Source organism: Streptomyces sp. NPDC059861 (genome assembly GCF_042731435.1).
GTDB lineage: Bacteria > Actinomycetota > Actinomycetes > Streptomycetales > Streptomycetaceae > Streptomyces.
This window is the reverse complement of record NZ_JBHWJQ010000051.1, coordinates 25319-47688: the sequence shown is the minus strand read 5'-3', so window position 1 is coordinate 47688 and position 22370 is coordinate 25319. Positions and strand designations below refer to the sequence as shown.

General features: G+C 69.5%; 16 protein-coding genes and 3 pseudogenes. 9 read left to right on the top strand and 10 right to left on the bottom strand.

Annotated elements, in window-relative coordinates:
- From ACFV6X_RS32185 to ACFV6X_RS32175, 3 genes and pseudogenes are all read left to right on the top strand, one after another.
- Nucleotides 1-1329: pseudogene (locus ACFV6X_RS32185) on the top strand (hypothetical protein); the annotation flags it as partial.
- A gap of 11 nt (nt 1330-1340) precedes the next feature.
- Nucleotides 1341-2192: an immunity 49 family protein gene (locus ACFV6X_RS32180; RefSeq protein WP_385389647.1), complete on the top strand. Its 852-nt coding sequence runs from the start codon at nt 1341-1343 to the stop codon at nt 2190-2192.
- Nucleotides 2193-2265: 73 nt separating this feature from the next.
- A complete protein-coding gene (locus ACFV6X_RS32175) occupies nt 2266-3267 on the top strand; it encodes a hypothetical protein (protein ID WP_385389646.1) in 1002 nt (333 codons plus the stop codon).
- Nucleotides 3268-3619: 352 nt separating this feature from the next.
- On the opposite strand, the gene ACFV6X_RS32170 is transcribed toward ACFV6X_RS32175, so the two are convergent.
- The 6 genes from ACFV6X_RS32170 to ACFV6X_RS32145 form a co-directional block, all read right to left on the bottom strand.
- The gene (locus ACFV6X_RS32170; protein ID WP_385389645.1) at nt 3620-6226 is read right to left on the bottom strand and encodes a SpoIIE family protein phosphatase; all 2607 of its coding nucleotides are present in this window, start codon (nt 6224-6226) and stop codon (nt 3620-3622) included.
- 261 nt (nt 6227-6487) lie between these two features.
- Nucleotides 6488-6949 (bottom strand): ATP-binding protein, encoded by a 462-nt coding sequence (locus ACFV6X_RS32165; protein WP_385389643.1) that lies wholly within the window; start codon nt 6947-6949, stop codon nt 6488-6490.
- 141 nt (nt 6950-7090) lie between these two features.
- On the bottom strand, nt 7091-7507 hold the full coding sequence (locus ACFV6X_RS32160) for a (deoxy)nucleoside triphosphate pyrophosphohydrolase (RefSeq protein WP_385389641.1): 417 nt from the start codon (nt 7505-7507) through the stop codon (nt 7091-7093).
- Between the two features lie 35 nt (nt 7508-7542).
- Entirely contained in the window at nt 7543-7731 is a 189-nt protein-coding gene (locus tag ACFV6X_RS32155; protein ID WP_385389640.1) for an SPOR domain-containing protein, read from the bottom strand.
- 304 nt (nt 7732-8035) lie between these two features.
- Nucleotides 8036-8788: a GntR family transcriptional regulator gene (locus ACFV6X_RS32150; protein WP_385389639.1), complete on the bottom strand. Its 753-nt coding sequence runs from the start codon at nt 8786-8788 to the stop codon at nt 8036-8038.
- Nucleotides 8789-8995: 207 nt separating this feature from the next.
- Nucleotides 8996-10213 (bottom strand): DUF4190 domain-containing protein, encoded by a 1218-nt coding sequence (locus ACFV6X_RS32145; protein ID WP_385389637.1) that lies wholly within the window; start codon nt 10211-10213, stop codon nt 8996-8998.
- 139 nt (nt 10214-10352) lie between these two features.
- On the opposite strand from ACFV6X_RS32145, the gene ACFV6X_RS32140 reads away from it, so the two are divergent.
- Nucleotides 10353-10604 carry a hypothetical protein gene (locus tag ACFV6X_RS32140; protein WP_385389636.1) on the top strand — a complete coding sequence of 84 codons (252 nt, stop codon included), beginning with the start codon at nt 10353-10355 and terminating at the stop codon, nt 10602-10604.
- A gap of 363 nt (nt 10605-10967) precedes the next feature.
- On the opposite strand, the gene ACFV6X_RS32135 is transcribed toward ACFV6X_RS32140, so the two are convergent.
- Entirely contained in the window at nt 10968-12542 is a 1575-nt protein-coding gene (locus tag ACFV6X_RS32135) for a S8 family serine peptidase (RefSeq protein ID WP_385389634.1), read from the bottom strand.
- Nucleotides 12543-12806: 264 nt separating this feature from the next.
- Between ACFV6X_RS32135 and ACFV6X_RS32130 the strand changes: the two genes are divergently transcribed.
- The 4 genes from ACFV6X_RS32130 (at nt 12807) to ACFV6X_RS32115 (ending at nt 18438) form a co-directional block, all read left to right on the top strand.
- Nucleotides 12807-13151, top strand: a complete 345-nt coding sequence (locus tag ACFV6X_RS32130; RefSeq protein WP_365451004.1) for a MazG-like family protein — start codon at nt 12807-12809, stop codon at nt 13149-13151.
- A 220-nt stretch (nt 13152-13371) separates the two neighbouring features.
- Nucleotides 13372-13488: a CPCC family cysteine-rich protein gene (locus tag ACFV6X_RS32125; protein ID WP_385389632.1), complete on the top strand. Its 117-nt coding sequence runs from the start codon at nt 13372-13374 to the stop codon at nt 13486-13488.
- 442 nt (nt 13489-13930) lie between these two features.
- Nucleotides 13931-17509: a hypothetical protein gene (locus ACFV6X_RS32120; RefSeq protein WP_385389631.1), complete on the top strand. Its 3579-nt coding sequence runs from the start codon at nt 13931-13933 to the stop codon at nt 17507-17509.
- Nucleotides 17506-18438 (top strand): hypothetical protein, encoded by a 933-nt coding sequence (locus tag ACFV6X_RS32115; RefSeq protein WP_385389629.1) that lies wholly within the window; start codon nt 17506-17508, stop codon nt 18436-18438. The genes ACFV6X_RS32120 and ACFV6X_RS32115 overlap by 4 nt, the downstream gene beginning before the upstream one ends.
- A 45-nt stretch (nt 18439-18483) precedes the next feature.
- Here the strand turns inward: ACFV6X_RS32115 and ACFV6X_RS32110 are convergent.
- The 3 genes and pseudogenes from ACFV6X_RS32110 to ychF all read right to left on the bottom strand — a co-directional run bounded on the left by ACFV6X_RS32110 (nt 18484) and on the right by ychF (nt 21469).
- A pseudogene (locus tag ACFV6X_RS32110) lies at nt 18484-19015 on the bottom strand (NUDIX domain-containing protein).
- Nucleotide 19016: 1 nt separating this feature from the next.
- Nucleotides 19017-20138: pseudogene (locus ACFV6X_RS32105) on the bottom strand (tetratricopeptide repeat protein); the annotation flags it as partial.
- 242 nt (nt 20139-20380) lie between these two features.
- Entirely contained in the window at nt 20381-21469 is a 1089-nt protein-coding gene (gene ychF, locus ACFV6X_RS32100) for a redox-regulated ATPase YchF (RefSeq protein ID WP_385389627.1), read from the bottom strand.
- A gap of 194 nt (nt 21470-21663) precedes the next feature.
- Between ychF and ACFV6X_RS32095 the strand changes: the two genes are divergently transcribed.
- A complete protein-coding gene (locus ACFV6X_RS32095) occupies nt 21664-22314 on the top strand; it encodes a DUF6542 domain-containing protein (protein ID WP_385389626.1) in 651 nt (216 codons plus the stop codon).
- Nucleotides 22315-22370: the final 56 nt, after the last annotated feature.

The window sequence follows — 22370 nt, the reverse complement described above, 5'->3', positions numbered from 1 at the left end:
GCCGTCCACGCGGCCGACAACGCCGGCCAGCACATCCGCCTCGGCAGCGACGTCGGCGACCTCGGCCGCATCGGCGACAACCTCCCCGGCAGCACAGCCGACAACCTCCCCGGCAGCACAGCCGACAACCTGCCCGGAGGCCGCGCCGACAACCTGCCGACCAACAGCGTCGACACCCGTACCCCCGTCGGAGGCCCGGGCAACCACGTACCCGGCGCGGGGAACAACCTGCCCGGCGGAGTCACCGACAACCTCGGGTCGGGCGGTTCCCACGCCGACGGGCCCGGCTCAGGAGATGCCCACACCGGCGGCCCCGGCACAGGCGGCAACCCCCTCGAACCCCTGTCGCCCGGTGGCGCCCTCCCGGACGGCCTGGCCGGCCTGGACGACGTGACCCGCGGCTCGGACGAAGCCGCGCACCGTGCGGAGTACGAGGCGGCGCGTGAGACGCCCGCCGCCGACCGGACGCCCGCGGAGCGAGCGGCGATCACCCGCGAGCACGTCCGACTGGCCAACGAGGACCCGGTCTGGCGGGCGGAGCACTACGACAAGTGGGGGCCCGGCAAGCGCAACAACGCCGAGGCGATGGTCGACGGCCAGCTCCTGCCGAAGCTCGTCGAGAAACCGGGCGGCGGCTGGATGGCCGCGGACGCGATGCCGTACGCGAACCCGGAGAGGTTCCAGCTCTCTCCCTTGGACAGGGGTCGCGACACGGTCGCCCCGGAGAACATCAACCACCTCGACGAGGTTTCGGCGAAGCGCATCGCAGGCATGGAGCTGTCCAACGCTCAAAGGGCGTTCGACGCCACACCGACCGATGAGGCAGCGCGAGCACTCGCGGACGCGCAGAAGAACTTCGACACAACGGTCGGCGAGGGGGTCTCCAACAACAGCAAGCTGGGCGAGGCCCTCGGCGAGGAGGCCGCACGCCGGCACATGCTCGTGCAGAAGGAGTTCGACGGGGCGCGGGAGATCACCGACCTTCCTGAAACGGCCAACGGTTCGAGGAGGTTCGACCAGCTCTGGCGTGACAAGGACGGCAACCTCATCATCGTCGAGGCGAAGGGCCCCAACGCGAGGCTGGACTGGCGCCAGGGCAACGGTGCGCAGGACAGCGGCACCATGGTCAAGCAGGGAACGATCGAGTACGTCCGCACGATCCTCGCCGACATGGACGAGCGTGCCGTCTTCTCCCCGAAGGACGCCAAGTACGCCGAGGAGATACGAACGGCCATCGAGAACAAGAGCCTGAATTACGTCCTCGTCCAGGCTGCGGAAAACACCGGTAAGTATGCTGGCGCCGAGCTCAAGCACTTCAAGATCTTCTAAGGAGAATCGCGTTGGTCTCGATGATCCCCCGCCCTCCCTTGCCCACGGAGAACGCGGAAGAGGGCCTCGCGGTGCTCCAGGAGAACACCCAGGCGCTGATCGACGGTTTGGAAGAACGCTCCACCAGGTTGGGCGATGCCCAGCGCATCTCGCTCACCTTGGCCCAGTCACGCTGCCTGGTCGACCCCAGGGCCTCGATCTTCCCCACATGGGATGCCTGGGTCAACGCGATGCAGGTCGGTTCCGCCGTGTTCGCTGCCGCGACCACTGACGAGGACCACGTCCGGTGCCGCATCGCCCACAAGGACCGCACGCTCCAGGCCACCGGCCCCCAGTGGTATGTGAACCCGGGCAGCTGGATCAGCGCCTTCTACCTCGCTGTGGTGTGCCGGGAACGGGACAGGATCACTGCCCTGAGCCAAGTGCCCCTGTCTCTGCTCCGCGAAAACGGCGCGCAGTTCGACGAGTACCACTACGCGTGGATCGACACGCTCCAGACCTACTGGCGCGGCGGTCCCGACCTCGGGCCGAAGCTCGTGGCCGCGGTCGACGGCACCGACCCGGAAGTCGCCGCCGACCCGGAAACGGCGGGCAGGCTGCTCTACCCTCCGATGGAGATGTTCCACCGCTTCCTTCGCAAGGACGAGGCAGGCTTCAACAAGGCTCTCGCCAACGCCCTTCAGTGGCACAAGGAGTACTGGACCGAGGAGAGCCGGGCCTTCCAGGCTTCAGGCCTCGTCGCGCTCGCTCCCCTCGCCATTGCCTGCTTCGCCCACGACGCGGGCATCCCCATCGAGATCGAGTCCGAGTACCTCCCCGCTACCCTCCTCGGTCGCAACTGGCTCGGCGAATTCCCGACATGATGTGTGGCGTGTCGCGCCCGTTCCGCAGGCGCGACCGCCCCCGTTCTCGGTGGCTCCACACACAAGGACAGGCATGATCCAGACGCTGCCGCTGGCCCTTCCGGGCATGCTTGTGGACACCCACCGCATAGACCTGACCATGCACTCCCAGGGATGGAGCATGGATGCCCAAGACGTCGTGGCCGCACCTGGCGGAGATGTTTACGCGCTGTACCACGTGAACCGGTACGTCTGGGACACAGCCGACGACGAAGCGGACCCAGCGGTCGCCGACTTCGCCTACTGGGTCATCAACCGCTACTCCCCTGACGGGGAGGCAGTGGCCAGCGCGCCGGCCTGTGCCACCCACGGAGACACGGACATCTCAGCCGTGGCAAAGGGCGACGACATGACCTTGTGTGTGTTGCCGGACGGCACACTGACCGTCAATGCCACACCGGACTGCACCACTCTTGTCACACCCGACCTGAGGAGTGTGCTGGCCACCTATGACTCGCAGGACCAGCGACCTTTCGAGGAGTTCACACCGGGAGGCGGATTCGCCGGCTCCATCGGCGTCACACCTTCCGGGCGCCTGCTGTGCTCGGCCTCCGAATACGGCGTATGGGGCTACGGCAGCTCCATCACCAACCTCGTCGGAGTGGCCGACGGACCTCTGACTCCCACCGAGCGGCCGTCGATCGAGGCCATCGCCTCCCTCGACCCGGCGCCGGCCCGCCACAGCGACAGGGATCTCAAGGCCCATGTCCGGCATCAGGGCAGCCCGGTCGGCCGCGACCACCGTCCCCGCCCGTCGCTGACCGAACTGGCTGCCGGGGAGGACCGACTGTCGGGGTGGCACGACTCGCGACTCGGTCGGCCCGTTCCCCTGGCCGACGACCTTTTCGTGGCCCCCTTTTCGCCCGGACCTTCCGTAGCGGCAGTCGCGGCCAGCCGTTCCTCTTCGCTCTCGTCGACGATCAGGGCGAGATGGTTGGACGTCTCCAAGGTCTGGACGCACACCGCGACAGTCCCCTTACCGGCTTCTGCTTCACCCTCGCGTCCGACCCGGGCCGCGGCAGGGTCTACCACCTGAACCGCTACGGCCTGTACGCCTGGAACAAGGCCGGTGTGCTGCGTGCTCGACTGGAGACCGACTCGAAGACCTTCAAGCCGCTGTCCCACTTCGTGCTCACTGCCTGCTCACCCGACGGCGACCTGCTGCTGGTCCATCGCAAGTAGCATCTGATTCTGCGCGTAACCGCGCCCGGCGAGCTCGCCGACCTCGCGACGGTCATGGCGGACGCCCTGCGAACCCACGCCAAGCAGCGCCTGGCCCTGAAGAAGACGTGGGATCCAGTCGACTGGCACTGGGTCAACCCCTCGGTCCCCGCGCACCGCTTGTGAAAGCACGCCTGCGACCACGGTGACCGACCGGCTGACTCCGCCTAGAACAGGCTCAGCAGTGCCTCCGCCGGATCCATCACGCCGGTCTCGCCGTCCGGCAGCGGTAGTTCGAACCACACCGTCTTGCCCCGGTGGGTCCGGCGTGAGCCCCACGCCGCCGACAGGAGACCGACGAGTTGCAGGCCGCGGCCGCCCTCGTCGGTGTCGCGGGCGCGGCGGCGGCGGGGCTGGACCAGGCCCGAGTCCCAGACCTCGCACACCAGGGTGCGGTCCAGCAGCAGGCGCAGCCTGATCTCGCCCTCGCCGTAGCGCAGCGCGTTCGTCACCAGTTCGCTGACCAGCAGCTCCGTCGTGTCGACCAGCGGTTCCATGTCCCAGCTCAGGAGCTGGCCGCGCGCGTACTCGCGGGCCCGGCCCACGCTGCGCGGCTCGCGCGGCAGCGTCCAGTCGCCGACCGACTCCGCGGGCAGGCCCTGGACGCGGGCCATGAGCAGGGCGAGGTCGTCCTCGCCGTGGTGGGTGTCGAGGGTGTTGAGGACCTGGTCGCAGACGTCCTCCAGAGGGCGGGTGGGGTCGGTGAGCGCCCCGACGAACGCCTGGAGGCCCTCGTCCAGCGGATGGTCCCGGGACTCGACCAGTCCATCCGTGTAGAGCGCGAGCAGCGCGCCCTCGGGGAGTTCGACCTCGACCTCCTCGAAGGGTTCCCCACCGACGCCCAGCGGCAGCCCGGGCGGCACGTCGAGCATCAGCGCCGGCTCCCCGGGCTCGACCAGGACCGGCGGCAGATGGCCCGCGTTGGCGAAGGTGCACCGGCGGGTGACGGAGTCGTAGACCGCGTACACGCAGGTCGCCAGGTACACCTCGGAGAGGTCCGCCTCGCGGGGGCGCCGGGCGGCCCGGGTGGCCTGCTGGATGCCGCCGGGGGTGCCGAGGCCACGGGCGATCTCGTCCAACTGGGAGAGCACCTCGGCCGGTTCGAGGTCGAGCTGGGCCAGCGTGCGCACGGCCGTGCGGAGTTCGCCCATGGCGACCGCGGCGCGCAGGCCGCGGCCCATGACGTCGCCCACCACCAGCGCGGTGCGGTGCCCGGGCAGTTCGATGACGTCGAACCAGTCGCCGCCGACCTCGCTGGGGCGCCCCGTGGAGGCGTTCCCCGGCAGGTAGCGGCAGGCGATGTCGAGGCCGGAGGCGACCGGGTCGCCCGGCGGGAGCAGGGACCGTTGCAGTATCAACGCGCGTTCGTGCTCACGACGGTAGAGCCGGGCGTTGTCGATGCAGACGGCGGCCCGCGCGGCCAGCTCCACCGCGAGGTCGCGGTCCCGTTCGCCGAACGGCTCGCTGCCCTTCGTACGCGAGAACTGCGCGAGTCCCACGACCGTGTCGTGGGCGACCATCGGCACGGCCAGCGTGGACTGGACGAGGCCGCCCTCCTCGGCGGGGACGATCTGTGTGCGGGCCGTGCGCAGCGCGTCGGCGCAGGGCGAGTTGAATGGATAGTGGTGGACGGCGCCGACCGTGACCGGATCGCCCGTGCCCGCGAACGGGGCGTCGGAGACCGCGCTGGCGAAGGCGACGCGGCGCAGTTCGGCGCTGCCGTCGGCGAGGCTCTGCGGGGTCTGGTCGCCGACCAGCAGCCCCTGGTAGAGGTCGACGGTGGCCAGGTCGCAGAAGCCGGGGACGACGACGTCGAGGAGTTCGCGGGCGGTGGTCTCCAGGTCGAGGGAGTTGCCTATGCGCGCTCCGGCCTCGTTGAGGAGAGCGAGATTGCGCCGGGCGGCGGCGGCCTCGCGGGCGGCGGCGCGGCGGGAGGTGATGTCGGTTCCCAGCCAGGCGATGCCGATGGGGCTGCCCGTTCCGCTGTGCACCCGGTAGAGGTTGACCGACCAGTGACGGCGCTCGTCGGAGCCGGGGCGGAAGCCCGTGACGTGCATGTCCGTGATGCTGTCGCCGGTTTCCAGGACCCGGCGCAGGGTCGCGGCGACCCGCTCGGCCTCGCCGCGCGGCAGATAGTCATGGACCCCGCGGCCGCGGTGGTCGTCGGGTGTGCCGCCGAAGACGGAGGCGAACCGCTGGTTGGCGCGCCGCACCTTCAGATCGGCGTCGATCAGCAGGAAGCCGAACGGGGATTGACCGAAAATGGCCTGCGAGGCGGCGAGGTCCGTCTCGATGCGGCGCAGCACGCGGACGTCGACGACTATGCAGACGGCCGCCTTGTCGCCGCCTTCCGTGCGGGTCGGCATCACATAGACCTCGGCGAGGCCCGTGCCGCCGCGCCCGCCGTCGGCCGTGTCCGGCAGCCGGAAGGGGATGACGCCGGTCCACTCGCGCCCGTCGAGGATCTCGGCCATCTTCCGCTGTCCGCGCTCACGCAGATCGGGGTCGATGAACGCCGCGATGGGGTCCATGCCGACGGCGCGCTCGGCCGGGATGCCGAAGAGGTTCTCGGCGCGCAGGCTCCATTGGTCGACCAGCCCGTCGGGGCCGATGGAGAAGGACGCGACCTTGATGTAGTCGTAGATGGAGCCGGGCGGACTGCTCTGCCACAGGGCGTCCGTGAGCGGCATCTCAACGGAGGCACCCATGGCCTCCGTCCTCGCGCCGTCCGACGGGTCCTCGGACTCCGTGGCCTTCGCTGGTATCTCGCTCACGCGAACCGTCCCCTCCAGCTCACCGCGTCCGGTACCGGTCACCGGGGGCGGCTGCCCACAGTATCCAGCACTACGGCGCCGCACAACACGGTGTTCACGATCACAGCACGATCCAGGCGGTTTTCGGACCGTGCCGCGACAACACTTCCAGTCTTCTAACCAGGGGACACACCCTCGAATCACGCCTGAGGGCAACGGCTTCCGGCCCAATCCCGTTCGTGGACAGGAGTACGACCGGTGTAAGCGCCCCGGGACCGTTCTTCAGTCCGGGACGGCGAGCTCGAACCACACCGTTTTGCCCGACTCCCCGGGCCTGGTTCCCCAGCGGCGCGAGGACGATGCCACCAGTTGCAGACCGCGCCCGCTCTCGTCCTCGAGGCGGGGAGCGCGTTCACGGGGCGGCTCGGGGAGCGGGTCGGAGACCTCCACGAGCAGGACGTCGGACAGGTCGGCGGGACGCACCAGGCGTACCCCGATGGGGCCCGTCGCATGGCGCAACGCGTTCGTCACCAGCTCGCTGACCAGCAAGGCAGTGATGTCGCTCACACTGTCGAGCGCCCAGCCGTGCAACTGGCGGCGGACGACGGAACGTGCGGTGCGCGCGGCCGTGGGGTCGGCGGGGAAGGTCCACTCGGCGCAGTCTCCATCGGTGTCGATCACGCCGATCACTTCCCAGGACAGTAGGCCCACCCATGTCCGGTTTCGTGGGGTTAATGGGCACATACCCGATATCCCTGGGGCAGTACCCACAGGAAGGGCGCACTGTGGCACCAACGGCGTACGGATCGAGGTCGAGCACCAACGCCCGGACCAGGGCGCCGAATCACGCCGCTCGCGCTTCCACACGCCGGCCGATCACGCCGGTCACGCCCCCGCGATGTCGGCGTCCAGCTCCCCCGCCACCTCCCGGACCGCCGCCACGTCCTGCTCCAGCCACTCCACGCTCCACAGCGTCGCGGCAGTCAGCCAGCGCAGTTCGTCGTGGTCCTGGAGGGCCTTCGGCTCGGGGGAGCCGGCCCGCAGCCGCGCGGTCCACACCTGGAGGACGTACGGCGATCTCAGCGGCCACTCCCCCGGCACGCGCCGCACGGGCTCCGTCTCGACGCCGAGTTCCTCCCGCAACTCCCGCTCCAGCGCCGCCTCGGGCGTCTCACCGGGCTCCACCTTGCCGCCGGGCAGCTCCCAGCGGCCGGCCAGCTCGGGGGGCGCGCTGCGGCGCGCGGCGAGCAGCCGGCCGCCGTCGAGCAGGGCCGCGCCGACCACCACGATCCGTTCCGTCATGCGCCGGAGCCTACGGGAGCGCCCTGGCGGCACCCTCACGCCTCGAGGTCCCCGTCCTGCCCGATGCGCTCGACCCAATAGAGCTGCTTGTGCCCCCGGCTCTCGAGGCTGTCCGCGATCTTCTGGGCCTCGGACCGCGTCGCGTACCTGCCCACGCGGTAGCGATTGCCGCTGTCGTCCTGCCGTATGACCAGCCACGGGAGAGTCACCGTGCTGTCGTTCATCGCGCCCCTCCGCTTCCCGCCCTCGGCCCGCGCGCCCCGCCCGCTAAGGAAACCGCAATCCGCATATGCCCGAGCCTACGCCTAACCTTCACGCAGCGAATACGGCTTTTCACAAAGAGGTACGCAACAAGCCAGCACCAAGGGGGCGCACAAGGTCGAACGCGCCGTGCGCACACCTCGGCGCATCCGGTCAGCGGCGTACCGGGCACGCCCGGAGTCACCTGCGAGAACGTCCGGATTCCACCGGCGCGTGAAAGGGCTCCCGGCACGCCCGTGCCGGGGGCAACTGCCGCACGGTTGTGCGCTACTTCACCGGAAGGTGATAGGCGACCCGGTAGCGGTCGGCCGGGATCACGACGTCCGACGTCTCGACCGGTCGCCCTGAGGCGTAGAAGGTGCGCTGGACGACGAGGACGACATGTCCGGGGACGCCACCGAGCGTGAGCAGCTCCTCGGCCAGTCCGGGGCGGGCGCCGACCTCCTCGGTGACGTTGTCCACGACCACGTCGATGGCGGCCATGCGCTCGACGACACCCATGCCGCCGAGGGGACCCTCCTCGGGCAGCATCACCGGCGTGCGCCCGGTGACGGCGAGCGGCTCCCACGAGGTGGAGAGCATCATCGGCTCGCCGCTGTCCCGGAAGAGGTACTTGGTGCACATCACGCGGTCGCCCGGCCGGATGCCGAGCCGCTCGGCGATGGCGCCGCTCGCCGCGGTCTGCGCGCTGCGGGACTCCCAGGTGCCACGCGCGGCGGCGTCGGCCTGCTCCTGCCGGAAGGGCGTGGCGCCACCGGCAGGGCGGTACCCGGAGCGGGCGATGCTGCGGGGCACAGGCCGCTCCCGCACATAGGTCCCGGAGCCGGACCGGCCCTCGACCAGACCCTCCGCCATCAGCACCTTGCGGGCCTCCAGCGCGACCGTGTCCGAGACCCCGTACTCCTCGCGGATTCTCGCCTGCGAGGGCAGACGCGTATGCGGTGGCAGCTGACCGTCGACGATCTTCTGGCGGAGATCACCCGCGACGCGCAGGTACGCCGGCTGCTCACCGAATGTCACTGGCCGCTCCCATCAGGTTGTACAGACAGCAACAGCGTGGCAACCGTGGGTTGTGCCAGGCAAGCGAAGGCCAGAGAATCACTCAATGTGATGACTTCTGGCCCCCGCAGGCTTTACGCAGGCAGTTTCTCCCCGCTATGAGGCCGATCACTCCCCCGGCGACGGAAGTGGATCAAAGACCTGTGGCGCGCCCACACCTCGGCGCGCTCACACCTCCTTGTCCGGGGCCGCCTCGCCGGAGGCACCGGCGGGCGGACTAGTGTCCAGGCCCAGAGCTTCGCGCGCGGTGACGGTGGCCTGGCCGTCGTAGAACCCGTACCCCTCGTCGTAGTGCACGTAGAAGGTGTCGGCGTCCCCGGCGTCCGCGGCCTTCGCCCAGTCCTCCTGGGCCGACGCCAGCTCCTTGACCAGGGCGGCCATCGGCCGCTCCGCGTCGGCGGGCCAGGTGTGCGCCTCCAGTGCGGCGCCCTGCTCGGCGAGCACGTCGCGCATGTCCTGTGCCCATGCCTGGTTCACCGGCAGGTCCTCGTCGGGGAACGCCTCGGGCTCCTCGCCCATGACGGCGTCGATCGCGACCACCGTCTCCAGGTACGCGAGCTGGTCCGCGTCCAGGGTCGTCTCGTCGTTGCGCAGGGAGCCCGTCAGGCTGCCCTTCTCGTCGGTGTTGCCGAAGAGGCAGGTGATCTCACGGTCGCCGAGGGCCCAGCTCTCCCGGGTCGGCGTCAGGTAGTACACGTCGACGTCGTCGGGCACCGCCCAGCTGTCCATGGCGTAGTCGGGCTCCAGGGCGTAGCACTTGTCGTCGGCGACCTTCGCGACGTGGTCGTCGCCCGGGAAGGTGCCGCCGGGCACGGTGACGGTGGCGAACACCTCGCCGTCGTGCTTGCCGGAGCAGGGCACCACCTCGACGTCGTACGTCTCCCCCGCCAGCGATCCGGTGGGCGCGTCGAAGCACTCGCCCTTGTCCGGCGAGACGATCGCGCTCTCCCGCGCGCCCTCCTTGAAGCCCTCCCAGAAGTCGGACGCGCCGCCCGTCGAGAAGGTCAGGGTCAGCAGGGCCAGGCCGACCGTCGACAGCACGGCCCCGGCGATCGCCATGCCCTTGCCGCGCTCACCCTTCCGCTTGATCTGGCGCAGCGCGATCAGACCGAGCACCAGCCCGACGGCCGGCAGGAAGCAGAGGATGCCGAGCACGAGGGCGGCGATCGCGGCACCGTTGACCGGCGGCAGCCCGGGCGGCGGATAGGGGCCCCATGCCCCGTACGGCGACTGCTGACCGTACGGCCCCGGAGCGCCGTACGGTCCCTGGGTGCCGTAGTACCCCTGGGCACCGTACGGTCCCTGGGCCTGCGGGGCCGGGTACTGGCCGTAGGGGCCCTGAGGGTCCTGCGGCTGCTGGGGCCCAGGGGGCGGGGGTATGGACACAGGTACGGTGCTCCTGGTTCGGGCTGCGGAGGGTTCGGAACTGCCGTACGGATCGCGGGTGCGACGGGTGCGACTGGCGCATCGTAAGCGGGGGACGAGTGGGGGCGGAATGCGGATTGCGCGTACCACGGCACATGCCGTGAACCGGCTGACGGCCCGCTGGGCCAGGAATGTCACGGACGGTACGGCGATCTCGGCGGCCGGGGTGTGGCCCCTGCTCGACCTGCTCACGGACGGGGCCGGGGGCGCGGCGCGGGCGGAGCCGGCGGACGCGGTGGGCCTTACCGCGGACCAGGCGGCGGGCGCCGCACGGGAGTTGGTCGCCGCCTGGCCACGACGCGCGGCCTGGACGCGGCCCTGGGCCTGTGGACGAGACGCACGCTGGAGCTGAAGGAAGCCTGGGATGCCGGGCTGCCCGCCGCGGCGCACGGGGTGCTCACCGGGGACGTGGCCACCGATCGGGGCGGCGCTGGACGCCTGGGCGACGAAGCGCACGGGCGGGCTCGTCGACCGTATCCCGGTCGGGCCGGCGGACGGGACCGAACACGGCCCGCTTCGAGCGCCCCTTCGGCTTTCCTGGCCCTGCACCGGCACTCACGGCTGGTGCTGACGGCGGGATGGGTGACCGAGCCGGAGCCGTACCCGGAGGAGCCCAAGTTCTCCGGGGGCTTCTGAGGAACGTGCCTCGTCCTCGCGGTCCCGGCCGGGCTTCCGGCCGGGACCGCGAGGACGAAGGATGAGCGGGCGTCAGGCGTCAGAACTGGAGCGCCCAGGCGTCGATCCGCCCGGTGTCGTACCGCGCGTTGTCGCTGACCCTCAGCTTCCACGTGCCGTTGGCTGCCTCGGAGGACGCGTTGACGGAGTACGTGGCGTCGATGTTGTCCGCGCTGCCGCCGGTGCCGTAGCCCTTGAGGGTGTACGCCGTGCCGTCGGGGGCGATCAGCTGCACCTGGAGGTCACCGATGTACGTGTGGACGATGTGGACCTCGACGGAGAGCGCGGCGGGAGCGTTGCCGGAGACGCCGGTGACCGTCACCGGGGACTCGGCCGTCGCGTTGTCGGCGATGGCGACGTCACCGGTGTTCTCGAAGCGCGGGCCGGGCGGCGTCGGGTTGCCGCCGCCCACGTACAGCAGGCGGTTGGGCGAGCCGGTGCCGGGGCTGGTGACGACGTTGGGGGTGGCCGCGGACGTCAGCGCGCTGGAAACCTGGGCGGGCGTGGCCGAGGGGTTGCCGGCCAGGTAGAGCGCCACCGCTCCGGCGACGTGCGGGGTCGCCATCGACGTACCGGAGATGGTGTTGGTGGCCGAGTCGCTGGTGTTCCAGGCGGACGTGATCGAGGAGCCCGGGGCGAACAGGTCCAGGACCGTGCCGAAGTTGGAGTAGCTCGCCTTGGCGTCGGTGCTGGTGGTGGCGCCGACGGTGATCGCCTCGGTCACGCGCGCGGGTGACCTGGTCGAGGCGTTGGTGGTCTCGTTGCCGGCCGCGACGGCGAAGGTGACACCGGAGGCGATGGCGTTGCGTACGGCGGTGTCGAGGGCGGTGTCGGCGCCGCCACCGAGGGACATGTTGGCGACGGCCGGCTTGACCGCGTTCTGGGCGACCCAGTCGATACCGGCGACGACCTGGGCGGTCGTACCGGAGCCGGAGTTGTTCAGCACGCGGACGCCGACGACCTTCGCCTTCTTGGCGACGCCGTAGGCGTTGCCGGCGACCGTGCCCGCGACGTGGGTGCCGTGGCCGTGACCGTCCTGGGCGGTGTTGTCGTTGTCGATGGCGTCGTAGCCGTAGGAGGCGCGGCCGCCGAAGTCGCTGTGCGTGATGCGGACGCCGGTGTCGATGACGTACGCGGTGACGCCCTCGCCGGCCGAGTCCGGGTAGGTGTACGAGCTGTTCAGCGGGAGGTTGCGCTGGTCGATGCGGTCCAGGCCCCAGGAGGGCGGGCTGGGCTGGGTGCCGTCGATCGTGAAGGTGCGGTTCTGGACGACGGCGGCGACGGCCGGGTCGGCGGCGAGACGTTTCGCCTCGGTCTCGGAGGCCTCGATCGCATAGCCGTTGAGGGCCTTCTTGTACGTGCGCTCGATGGTGGCGCCGTACTTCGCGGCCAGCGCGCGGCCCTCGGCGGAGCCCGAGCGAGCCCGGTCCGCCTTCAGGGTCACGATGTAGCTGTCGGCGACGGCGTTCGCTGCGCCCTCGTACTGGATGTGGCCTTCCGCCGCGCCTGCGGGCAGCGCGGAGACGAATCCCGCGGTGAGCACGGCGCTGGTCAGGGCGCCGATCGCGGCCAGTCTTCGCCGGGTGGTGCGGTGGGGAGTACGCATCACTGCCATCTGAGGGGTCCTCCTCAATCGGTGGTGCGTCGGTGTGGGGGCGACGTTCAGGTGGACAGGAGCATGACAAGCAGCTGTGGTGCTCACCTGTGCGTCAGCCGAAAGATTGAGGCTTCCACAGGAATTGCACAAGGGCTGTGCATGAATGTAACTAGCCCGCCATAAGGCTGACATGACGGACCGTCAAGGCGATCGCGGAGCCGAATCCCCTCCGGGTGGCGGGCGGCGCGACGCCGGGGTCCGGCGGCCTGGCAGGCTGCTCGTATGGCTGATCGAGACGCTGTGTCGCCCGAGTTGTGGACCACCGTGGACGCGTTGTGGAGCTGGCTGGAATCGGATCAGCCGGTCACCGGCCGCGAAGGCCTGTTGCTGCGCATGCTGAAGCTCCAGGAGGAGGTCGGCGAGACGGCCGAGGCGGTGATCGGCGCGACCGGCCAGAACCCCCGCAAGGGCGTGAGCCACACCTGGGAGGACGTCCAGTCGGAACTGTGCGACGTGGTGATCACGGCACTGGTGGCCCTGCGCTCCCTGACACCGGAGGCCCGCCAGGTCTTCGCACGGCATCTGGAGCGGGTGGCGGAGAGGTCGCTGGGGGCGGAGGAGGGGTAGGCGCCGCCGGCGCGAAGGGGTTTGAAGCGGAATGTGTGCGGTCTGGTCCTGACCTGCGGCGGATCTCCATCCAGGGCTCTGAACTGGGGTTTCCTCGTTGGCGTGCGTTGGCTTCCGACGGCCGCTTACGGGTGTCCTGCGGACTGGCTGCGGACGGGCCGGGCAGGCGGAGGCCGAGAATCCATGGCGCACCGGCGGGACCGGCAAGGAGACTGCCCAGGTGAGCGACCGCTACCCCTGCCCCTGCTGTGGGCACCGCGTGATCGACGCCCTGCCTGGCTCGTACGAGATCTGCCCCGTTTGCTTCTGGGAGGACGACGGGGTCCAGTTCCGCTGACCCAGCATGAGCGGCGGCGCGAACAGGGTCTCCCTGATCGAGGCCCAAAGGACGCTGGCGGTTCGTCCGCCGGCCGAGGACGAGCCGCTCGACCTCGCCTGGCGCCCGTCGACCTGACGCGTGATTCCTTTGAGGACTGGGCGGCCGAGGACCGCGCCGCGTGCCCCGAGGACCGCTCGGCGCCCTGCTGGTGGCTGCCCACCTTCTGGCGGCGCGATCACCATGACCACTCACCACTCACCTCGAGAGACTCATCCAGCAGCTCGACGACTCGACCAGCCCGCCGTACAACGCCCGCGCAGAACTGATCGGCATCGGCTCCGACGCCATCCCTGCCCTCGTCGACGGACTGTCCTCCACCGACGGCTTCGGGCACTGTCCGCCATCGAGGTTGTCGAGTCCGCCCCTCAACTTTCTTACCCTGAGGCAGAATTACCGCTGCATGCTGCGACTGCGTCCAGCAGCACGCCTGCACAGTCTTGGAGACGTCATGCACGTGGGAAATCAGGCTCTGCTCGAACGCTTGGACCGTGGGCCGTGTTTCCTGCTGCTCGGCCAACGCTACCTGTCGATCGAGACCGGCTCCGACCCCCTGGCTGGTCCACTGGCCAGGGCTCTGGGGGTCAATGAGCCCCAGCAGAGTGTTTACCGGGCGATGCTCGGTCTCGCCCCGGGGCAGCGTCAGGCTGCGGCTAAGGCGCTGACCGAGGCCGGGCGGGCGCTGGTGCTACCGCCTCCTGTGCGGACCATTCTGGAGTTCCCCTGGAATGGGGTATTCTCCTCGGCCGTGGACCCGGCGTGGCGAGCGGGCCTGCAGCGTGAGTGGCGAACCATTCAACAAATCGTCCCTCAGCGCGATCGGACCCGGGTTTCGCGCAATGCCTTCGATGTCCAGGCGCTCATGCTCTTCGGCGGAGTGGACCAGCCCGCCGACGACCAGCCTCCCGCGACCAGACCCGAGCTGACCCGCCGCCGGGCGATCGCGGCCGAGGCGCTCGGCCGCGTTGTGTCCGACGCTCTCACCCCCAGAGGGCTCCTGGTGATTGAGGGCTGGGGTCTCGATGACTGGCTCACCTCCGAAACGCTGTATGCGCAGATCTGCGACGCCGTGCCGGGCCAGGTGCACCTGTTCTCGGCCACCGACGAGATCCTCGCGGACGACCACATCCAGGAGGCCATCGATCTTCAGGTTCTCGTCCCCCACCGGGAATCCTTCGCGTCGGTCGTGGTCGAGGCCCGTAGTACGGGCCGACTGAGCGAGGAACCTCCGGCGACGGCACTCACCCGGGCCCTGCGCGTAGGTGACCGGCTCCTGACGATGGACCGGAGCCGATGGCAGCGCATCCTGCCGCACGCCCGCCCCGTGGACGTCGACCTGCTCGACGAACCGCCCGCCGAATCGTCCGAGCGCCGATACCAGAAGTTTCGGGAGTTCCTCGGCACAAGCGACGGCTCCCCGGCATGGTGGGCCCATGCCCGGGGGCTGTCGTTCGAGCGGTCCTTCGAGCAGGCTCTTGCGGACCTCGTGGAGCAGTCCGCTGGCGCCCGGGGACAGAGGGGCCCGCTCTTGGTCGTCGGGCAGTCCGGCACAGGCAAGAGCGTCGCGCTGGCCCGGCTGGCCTTCCAGACGGCACGCAGCGGACGACGCGTCGTGCTGCACATCCCCAGACGCTCGACCCGACCTGAGTACGAGGCACTCGACGACTTCTGTCTCTGGGCCGAGGAACAGGCGGGCGGTAACACTCTGATCGTCTGGGACGGCATGATCGAGCCGCAGGAGTATCAACGGCTTTTCGACTATCTGCGCAGCCGCGGCCGGAAGGTCGTAGTCGTGGGCAGCTGCTACTGGGACGCGGACCTCTTCGCCGGGCCTCACAGGCGCAGACAGGGGCCCTCCGGAAAGTCCTCGCCCGCCGACTCCCGTTACGTACCCGGGCGGGACTTCATCCAGGCCCCCGCGACACTCGCCGGCAAGGAGCTGCAGCGCTTCCTGCGCTACCTGGGGGATTTCGGCGTCCGGCTCAAGCCCGGTGACGAGCAGGCCGTATCGCGCGACAAGTCGTTCCTCGCGGCGCTGTACCGGCTGCTGCCCGAGGTGCACGGCTCGCTGTCCAGCGGGCTGGCCCTGGAGCTGCGCCGGTCGGAACAACTACTCAACACGGCCGCGCGCACCCGTATGGACTTCCGGGCGAACAGCGCCATGGCGGACGCACTCGAAAGAGCCGGACTGTTGCACGGTCTGGAGGCGGTTCTGGACCACAACGGCGACACCCTGGCCTCCGTGGAGAACGACCCCTACGAACGGCTGCTGGGGCTCGTCCTGCTGATTCACAGTCACGGTCTGCGCATGCCGCTTGAACTAGCCCTGCGGACCATCGGCCGTGACGGTGTACGCAACCTCCCCGACCTGCTCAGCGGCATAGACATCATCCGCTGGGATGAGGACGAAGTGGGCAACTACACTCTCGGCGGCCGCAACCAGCTGGAGGCCCGGCTGCTGACGCAGGCAAGGGGCTCGGGAAAGGGGCGGGAGGCATCGCAGATCGCCGAGGTCCTCGAACTCGTACGCCCCGACGCACGGGCACGGGGTGGCGGCCCCGAGATCGACTTCGCCCTTGAACTACTGACCCGCATCGGGCCGCAGGGCGACCGCGACCAGCGCCTCTACGGAGCGCACTACCTCGAATTCGCCGACTCCGTAGCGGAACTGTGTATGCGCGTGACCGACCCGGTGGTCCACGCCAGACTCACACACAAGGAAGTCAATCTGCGCAGGGAATGGGCGGTCCGGGACCAGCGGCGGGAGGGTACCGACCCTGACATGCGCATGGCCGCACTGGAGACGGCCCAGGAAGCCGTCGACGAGGTTCTCCGCTCGGCAGAGGACGTGGGCCTGAGACCGCAGATCAGACTCAACCTCTACGTCGAGCAGGCCAGTGTGCGCGGCTCGCAGCTGTACGAACTTCTGTACTGCCGGCTGCCCTCTTCCCCGCCCTCCGAGGCGTATATCACCGACCAACTACAGGCCGTTCAGCGAAGCGTGCAGTCCGCGCTGTCCTGTGAGGGGACGAACTACTACCCGGTCGACGTCCTGTGCTGGGTGTGCCTGAACACGCTCAAGGCCAGCGTCCTGTCCGACGAAGCTTCCGCCACCCTGCTCGGAAACTGTCTGTCGATGCTGACGGCGATCGACCCGGACACGCTAGACCCACGCCAGGCGGCCCGCTACCACAGCAAGTTCGAGGAGATCGCGACCCTAGCCGGGGACACGGTGCTGGCCGAACAGCAGCTCAAGAAGCTCGAAGCGTACGACGAGCCACTGGCCGCCTTCTTCTACGCCCTCAAGGTGAGCGGCTTCCTGCAGAAGAACCCCCAGCAGGAGAGTGCCCGGCGGGCGCTGGAGCATCTCCGCGAGCGGCCGGACCGGCTCCAGGACGAGAGGTGCATCCGTCTCGCGGTGGATCTGCTGTGGTTCGCACGGACGGGCCAGCGGTTCATGTCCGGCGAGCGTCAGACGCTGCCCCTGGACAGCGCGGCCTGGCAGGAATGTCTGGACCTCACCGAACTGGCGATGGTGTACGACGTGGTGAACTCACCACGCGTAGTGTTCATGCGGGCGCTGGCCCTGTTCCACCTGGGCAGGGTCGAACACGCACTGGACGCCTTCCGAGAGTTGGACCGCCTGTCCTTCGAACAGCGCGACCGCAGGCGTGTCATCAACGTCTACGTGGCGAGTTCCGAGGACGGCATGCCCAGAGTGTTCCGCGCCCGGGTGCAGCGGGTGGACTCGGACTCCCGGAGCGGTCGCTGCTGGGTCGAGGACTACCAGCGGGAGTTTCCCTTCGACCCGGTCAACTTCGGTGCGGATCAGGCGATCGTCGGCCGGACGTTTGACGCCTACGTGGTGTTCAACATGCGTGGCCCTTGGCTCGAGCCCCCGCGGGAGCCCGGAGAACGGCGCGGCCCCACGCTTCTCGGTCCCGTCGGGGAGCGTCGCCACGAGACGAGGGGGGCCCAGTGACTACGCCACCTGCCGTTGCGCCGGAGGCCGCCTGGAACCGGATGACCCGGTTGCACATGGATCTGGACCGGCTGACCCGTCGTCTCCTCGAACGGCAAGCAGGCATGGACGTCAGTCTCCCGCCACCGGACTTCTCTCATCCACAGACTGCGTTCTTCGCCACGACCGTCTGGACGAGTGCATGGTACAAGGAAGCATGGTCGGTGAGCCACGGCTGGCTGGAATCCCAGGCGAAGGTTCTGGGGCACACAGTGCCCGACGCGAAGTTTGTCCATGTACTGGGGCGGCTGCGTACCTTCCTCGTCCACCACGTCGACCGAAGTCGACCCAAGGACGAGAAGACGGAGAAGACCTGCGTCGAGTGGTTCGAGGCAGCGTGCGGATCGGCAGTACCGCACGCTGCCGACGAGTGGCACGAGTGTCTGGCACGATTGCTCGCTCAAAATGAGGCGCACACTCAGTTCGTTTTCGACACCGCCAAGTCGGTGGAACGGAGCGCCGATCGAGACACTCTTGTCGACCAGTGGCGCTCGGTTCTCGAGCGACGGGACTATCCGAGATACCAGCGCAGCCTCCAGGAGGCTGCTGGCGATCTGGGGCTTGAACGGCTCGATGACCGGCAGCTCAATGGCATCCACGACCAGTACCGCGCCCGCTGGGAGAAGGCGATCTCCCAGCTGCCGCACGAAGCTGATTTCACTAGTGCCATGCGGCTCATGGCCGAGTGGGCCCTGCTCGCCGACACGGGTAGATCACTTGCCGTGGGCGCGGCCGATGTAATACGCACGCTCGGTCTGCCACCGGGCGTGAAGGTGGCTCAGGCGCTGCGGCTCGCTCAGTTGCTCCACGAGATCCACCCAGACGACACCACCGACGAGCTGCTGCGCCGCCTGTCCTGGCACTGGAAGGGGTTGTGCAATCCCATGTGAGCTTCTCAACGCCAGCCGCTCATCTTCTGCGCCGGGATTAGGGGCTCAGACCCATCCGTTGAGAGAAACGGGGTGTCCGTCAGACAAGTACTGACGGAGAGCGCTGGCTGTGGTGTCCACGAACGCTTGGGGGACGGCGTCGGCGTCGACCCAGCGAACCCGGGAGTGTTTGCGAGGTTCGCGGTTCTCGGGTTCTCCGGACCATTCATGGGTTGCGAAGACGACCGTGAGGAAGCCGTTGGGGGCTTCGACGCCCCAGGCGCCGTGGATGATGTGGGCGACCTTGAGGGGGCTCGGGCTTCACGGTGAGGCCGGTCTCCTCGTAGAGCTCGCGGACTGCGGTCTCCGTGATGGGTTCGCCCGGTTCGCTCTTGCCGACGGGGAGGTCCCACATGCCCTGGCCGAACTTGGCGTTCTCGCTGCGCTGGAGGAGGACGACGCGGTTGGTGGCCTTGTCGTGAACGATGACGGCGGCGACCAGCAGGGTCATGGATTCGAGCGCCGGCTTCAGGGCCTTTGGCTGATCGTCGGTGTGCTGGGTCACGGTGTTCCTTTCGTCGGGCGGATTGTTGGGCATGTTAGGCGAGGGTCTCGCGGGCGCGGCGGGCCAGATCGGCGGCGCCGGGAACGCGGCGGCGCTGGTAGACCGCCAGGGTGGAGCGGATCGACGTGATCGCCTTGCGGGTGCGGTCGGAGGTCATGCCCTCCATGAGGACCAGGGCCTGGGTCCAAGCGGCGACGGCTTCGTCGGCGCGGGCCTGGGCGGCGAGGCTGTCGCCTAGGTCTGCGTGGGTGAGGGCGTGGACGCGCTTGTACTTCGCAGGGTCCCAGCGGGTGAGGGCGTCTCGGTGCTGCTGTTCGGTGCCGATGTGGTCCGCGAGGTCAGTCAGGGTGCCGGCGGTGTGGCTGGCCACGGTGCCGGCGGCCGGGCCGCTCACACGGGAGTAGCTGGGCTGGGGACCGTCGTCCCGTAGGAGGGCGTCCTCGGCGGCGAGCAGGGCGCGTGCGGCCGCCGAGTTCTCGTCGGTGGCGGCGTAGGCGCGGGCATGGGTGATGTGCAGGAGTGCCTCGGTCTGGCCGTCGACGTGGCCGAGACCTGTGCGGAGGGCGCCTTCGACGAGGTCGACGCAGTGGTGGGGCTGTTTGAGGCTCAGGGCCTGGTGGGCGAGGGCCCGCATCGTCCAGGCTGCGTGGCCGTGGGGGTCGGCTTCGCAGGCGAGCTTGTAGCCGACCTGGTAGTAGCGCTGGGCGGCCCCTTCCTGGCCGAGGTCGTGGTGCTTCCACCCTGCGAGGTAGGCGAGTTCGGCGACGGCGCCGAAGGCTGCCCGGCGTAAGGCTTCATTGGGGAAACGTCCGCGCAGCTTGGGGGCGGCTGTGTCGGCGAGGTACGTGGTGACGGTGGTCAGTCCGTGCCCGCCGCCGAGGCGCTCGTCGGCGGCGCTGAAGGCCGCCGTGATCTGCCGTACGACGTCCACGTCCTCTGCCCCGACCACGGACGTGCCGGTGCGGGCGCGGAGCATGCGTGCAGTGGCTTCGTGGTCGTATCCGAGCGGCATGGCGACGCCGGCGGTGGTGAAGGCCGCGATGGCGAGGAAGCGGCGGCGCTCTACGTCGGCGCGGCCCAGGTCGGTGGCGGCGAGGACAGGGTCGTGTTCCGTCGGCGCTTCGTCATCGCTGGCCTGGAGGCCGATCTCGGAACGGGAAACCGGTCCGCCGTCGCTTTGTCCGGGTCAATCCCTTCGGCTGTCCTCCCCTCTCCCACCGGAGCCCCAGGTCAGAGCTTCTGAGAGTCGCCGCAAGGGTCAGCACCAAGTCAGCACACGACCCGGAAACAGCCTGAATCCGCAGGAGAAAACAGGAAGGGGCCAGACTCGATGGTCTGGCCCCTGACCTGGGGATTCATGCCCTGACCAGCCACGTTAGCCGATCAAGGAATCAGGCACTACACGTTGAAACGGAACTCCACCACGTCGCCGTCCTGCATCACGTAGTCCTTGCCCTCCATGCGGGCCTTGCCCTTGGCGCGGGCCTCGGCCACCGAGCCCGTCTCCACCAGGTCGCCGAAGGAGATGACCTCCGCCTTGATGAAGCCCTTCTGGAAGTCGGTGTGGATGACTCCGGCGGCCTCGGGGGCGGTGGCGCCCTTCTTGATGGTCCAGGCGCGGGACTCCTTGGGGCCGGCCGTGAGGTAGGTCTGCAGGCCGAGGGTGTTGAAGCCGACGTGGGCGAGGGTCGCGAGGCCCGGCTCGTCCTGGCCGACGGACTGGAGGAGCTCAAGGGCCTCGTCCTCGTCGAGCTCGGCGAGGTCCGCCTCCAGCTTGGCGTTGAGGAAGATCGCCTCGGCGGGGGCGACCAGGGCGCGCTGCTCGTCCTTGAAGGTCTCGTCCGTCAGCTCGTCCTCGTCGACGTTGAAGACGTAGAGGAAGGGCTTGGTGGTGAGCAGGTGCAGGTCGTGCAGGAGCTCGGCGCGCTCGCTGCCCTGGAGGATGCCGTGCGCGAAGAGGGTGTCGCCCTTCTCGAGGATCTCCTTGGCCTCCTCGACCGCCTTGACCTTGGGCGCCACGTCCTTCTTGATCCGCGACTCCTTCTGCAGTCGCGGCAGCACCTTCTCGATCGTCTGGAGGTCGGCCAGGATCAGCTCGGTGTTGATCGTCTCGATGTCGTCCTTGGGCGAGACCTTGCCGTCGACGTGGACGACGTTCTCGTCCTTGAAGGCGCGGATGACCTGGCAGATCGCGTCGGACTCGCGGATGTTCGCCAGGAACTTGTTGCCCAGGCCCTCACCCTCGGACGCGCCCCGCACGATGCCCGCGATGTCGACGAAGTCGACCGTGGCCGGCAGCACCCGGTCCGAGGAGAAGATCTCGGCGAGCTTCGTCAGCCGCGGGTCGGGGACGCCGACCACGCCGACGTTCGGCTCGATCGTGGCGAACGGGTAGTTGGCCGCCAGCACGTCGTTCTTGGTCAGGGCGTTGAACAGGGTCGACTTGCCGACATTCGGCAGACCGACGATTCCGATCGTGAGCGACACGTTGCGACTTCCCGTACGTGAGAGGGGCGTGGGGGCCGGTGGGCCGGGGCAGGCGCCAGGGGACTGGCTGGCCGATCCACCAGTTTACGGGGTGCCGGAGTCCGGCCGGGCGCCCTGTCGAACGCTTGGCCAAGCTCTGCCCAACGGCGTGTCGGACGGCCTATTTGGCACATTAATCGACCTAAGTTGGCCTAGTGGAGCAACACAGGGCGCGTTCTACTCAGCACGGACCGCGACGCGGCGCCGCGCCGCCGACGCCCCTGCCGTCGCAGGCTCGGCGCGGCGCCGGCGACGGCGGTGGGGACGGTGGCGCGGGCGGGGGCGGTGGGCGTTCGTCGCCACGGCCGGCCAAGCCCGCCGCCGCGCGGCGACAGGGCCGTCCCGCCGGTACGGCGCGGCCCGCGGCGGCGTTACGGCGTCCCGCCCCGCCCCTCGTCCAGGCGGTACGGCGGATTCCCAACCCCCGGTTCACCGGGCTCGGCTGCGGGCTGTTCTGCGGGGCGGTGCTGCTGGCGCTGGGCACGCTCGACGCCCTGCTGTTCGGGTCGTCGCTCGTCGTCTACGGGGTGCTGTTCCTGCCGGTGTGCGTGCTGGCGGCGGTGTGGGTGCGCGGGGTGGACCTGGTGACCGTGCCCGTCGTGGTGCCGATCGCCTTCGCACTGGGGCTGGTACCGGTCGCCGAGAGCGGGGAGGGGCTGAGCGGGCGCGTCGTGGGCCTGTTCACGGCGCTGGCCACACAGGCGGGATGGTTGTACGGGGGGACGCTCGTCGCGGGGTCGATCGTGACCGTACGCAAGCTGCGGCAGATGCGTCGGCACGCGGCACGCAACCGCCCACCGGCGTGAACCGCGCGGCGCGAGCCGCCCGTCCCGGGAACGCCCGCCCGTGCGGGCCGGCCCGG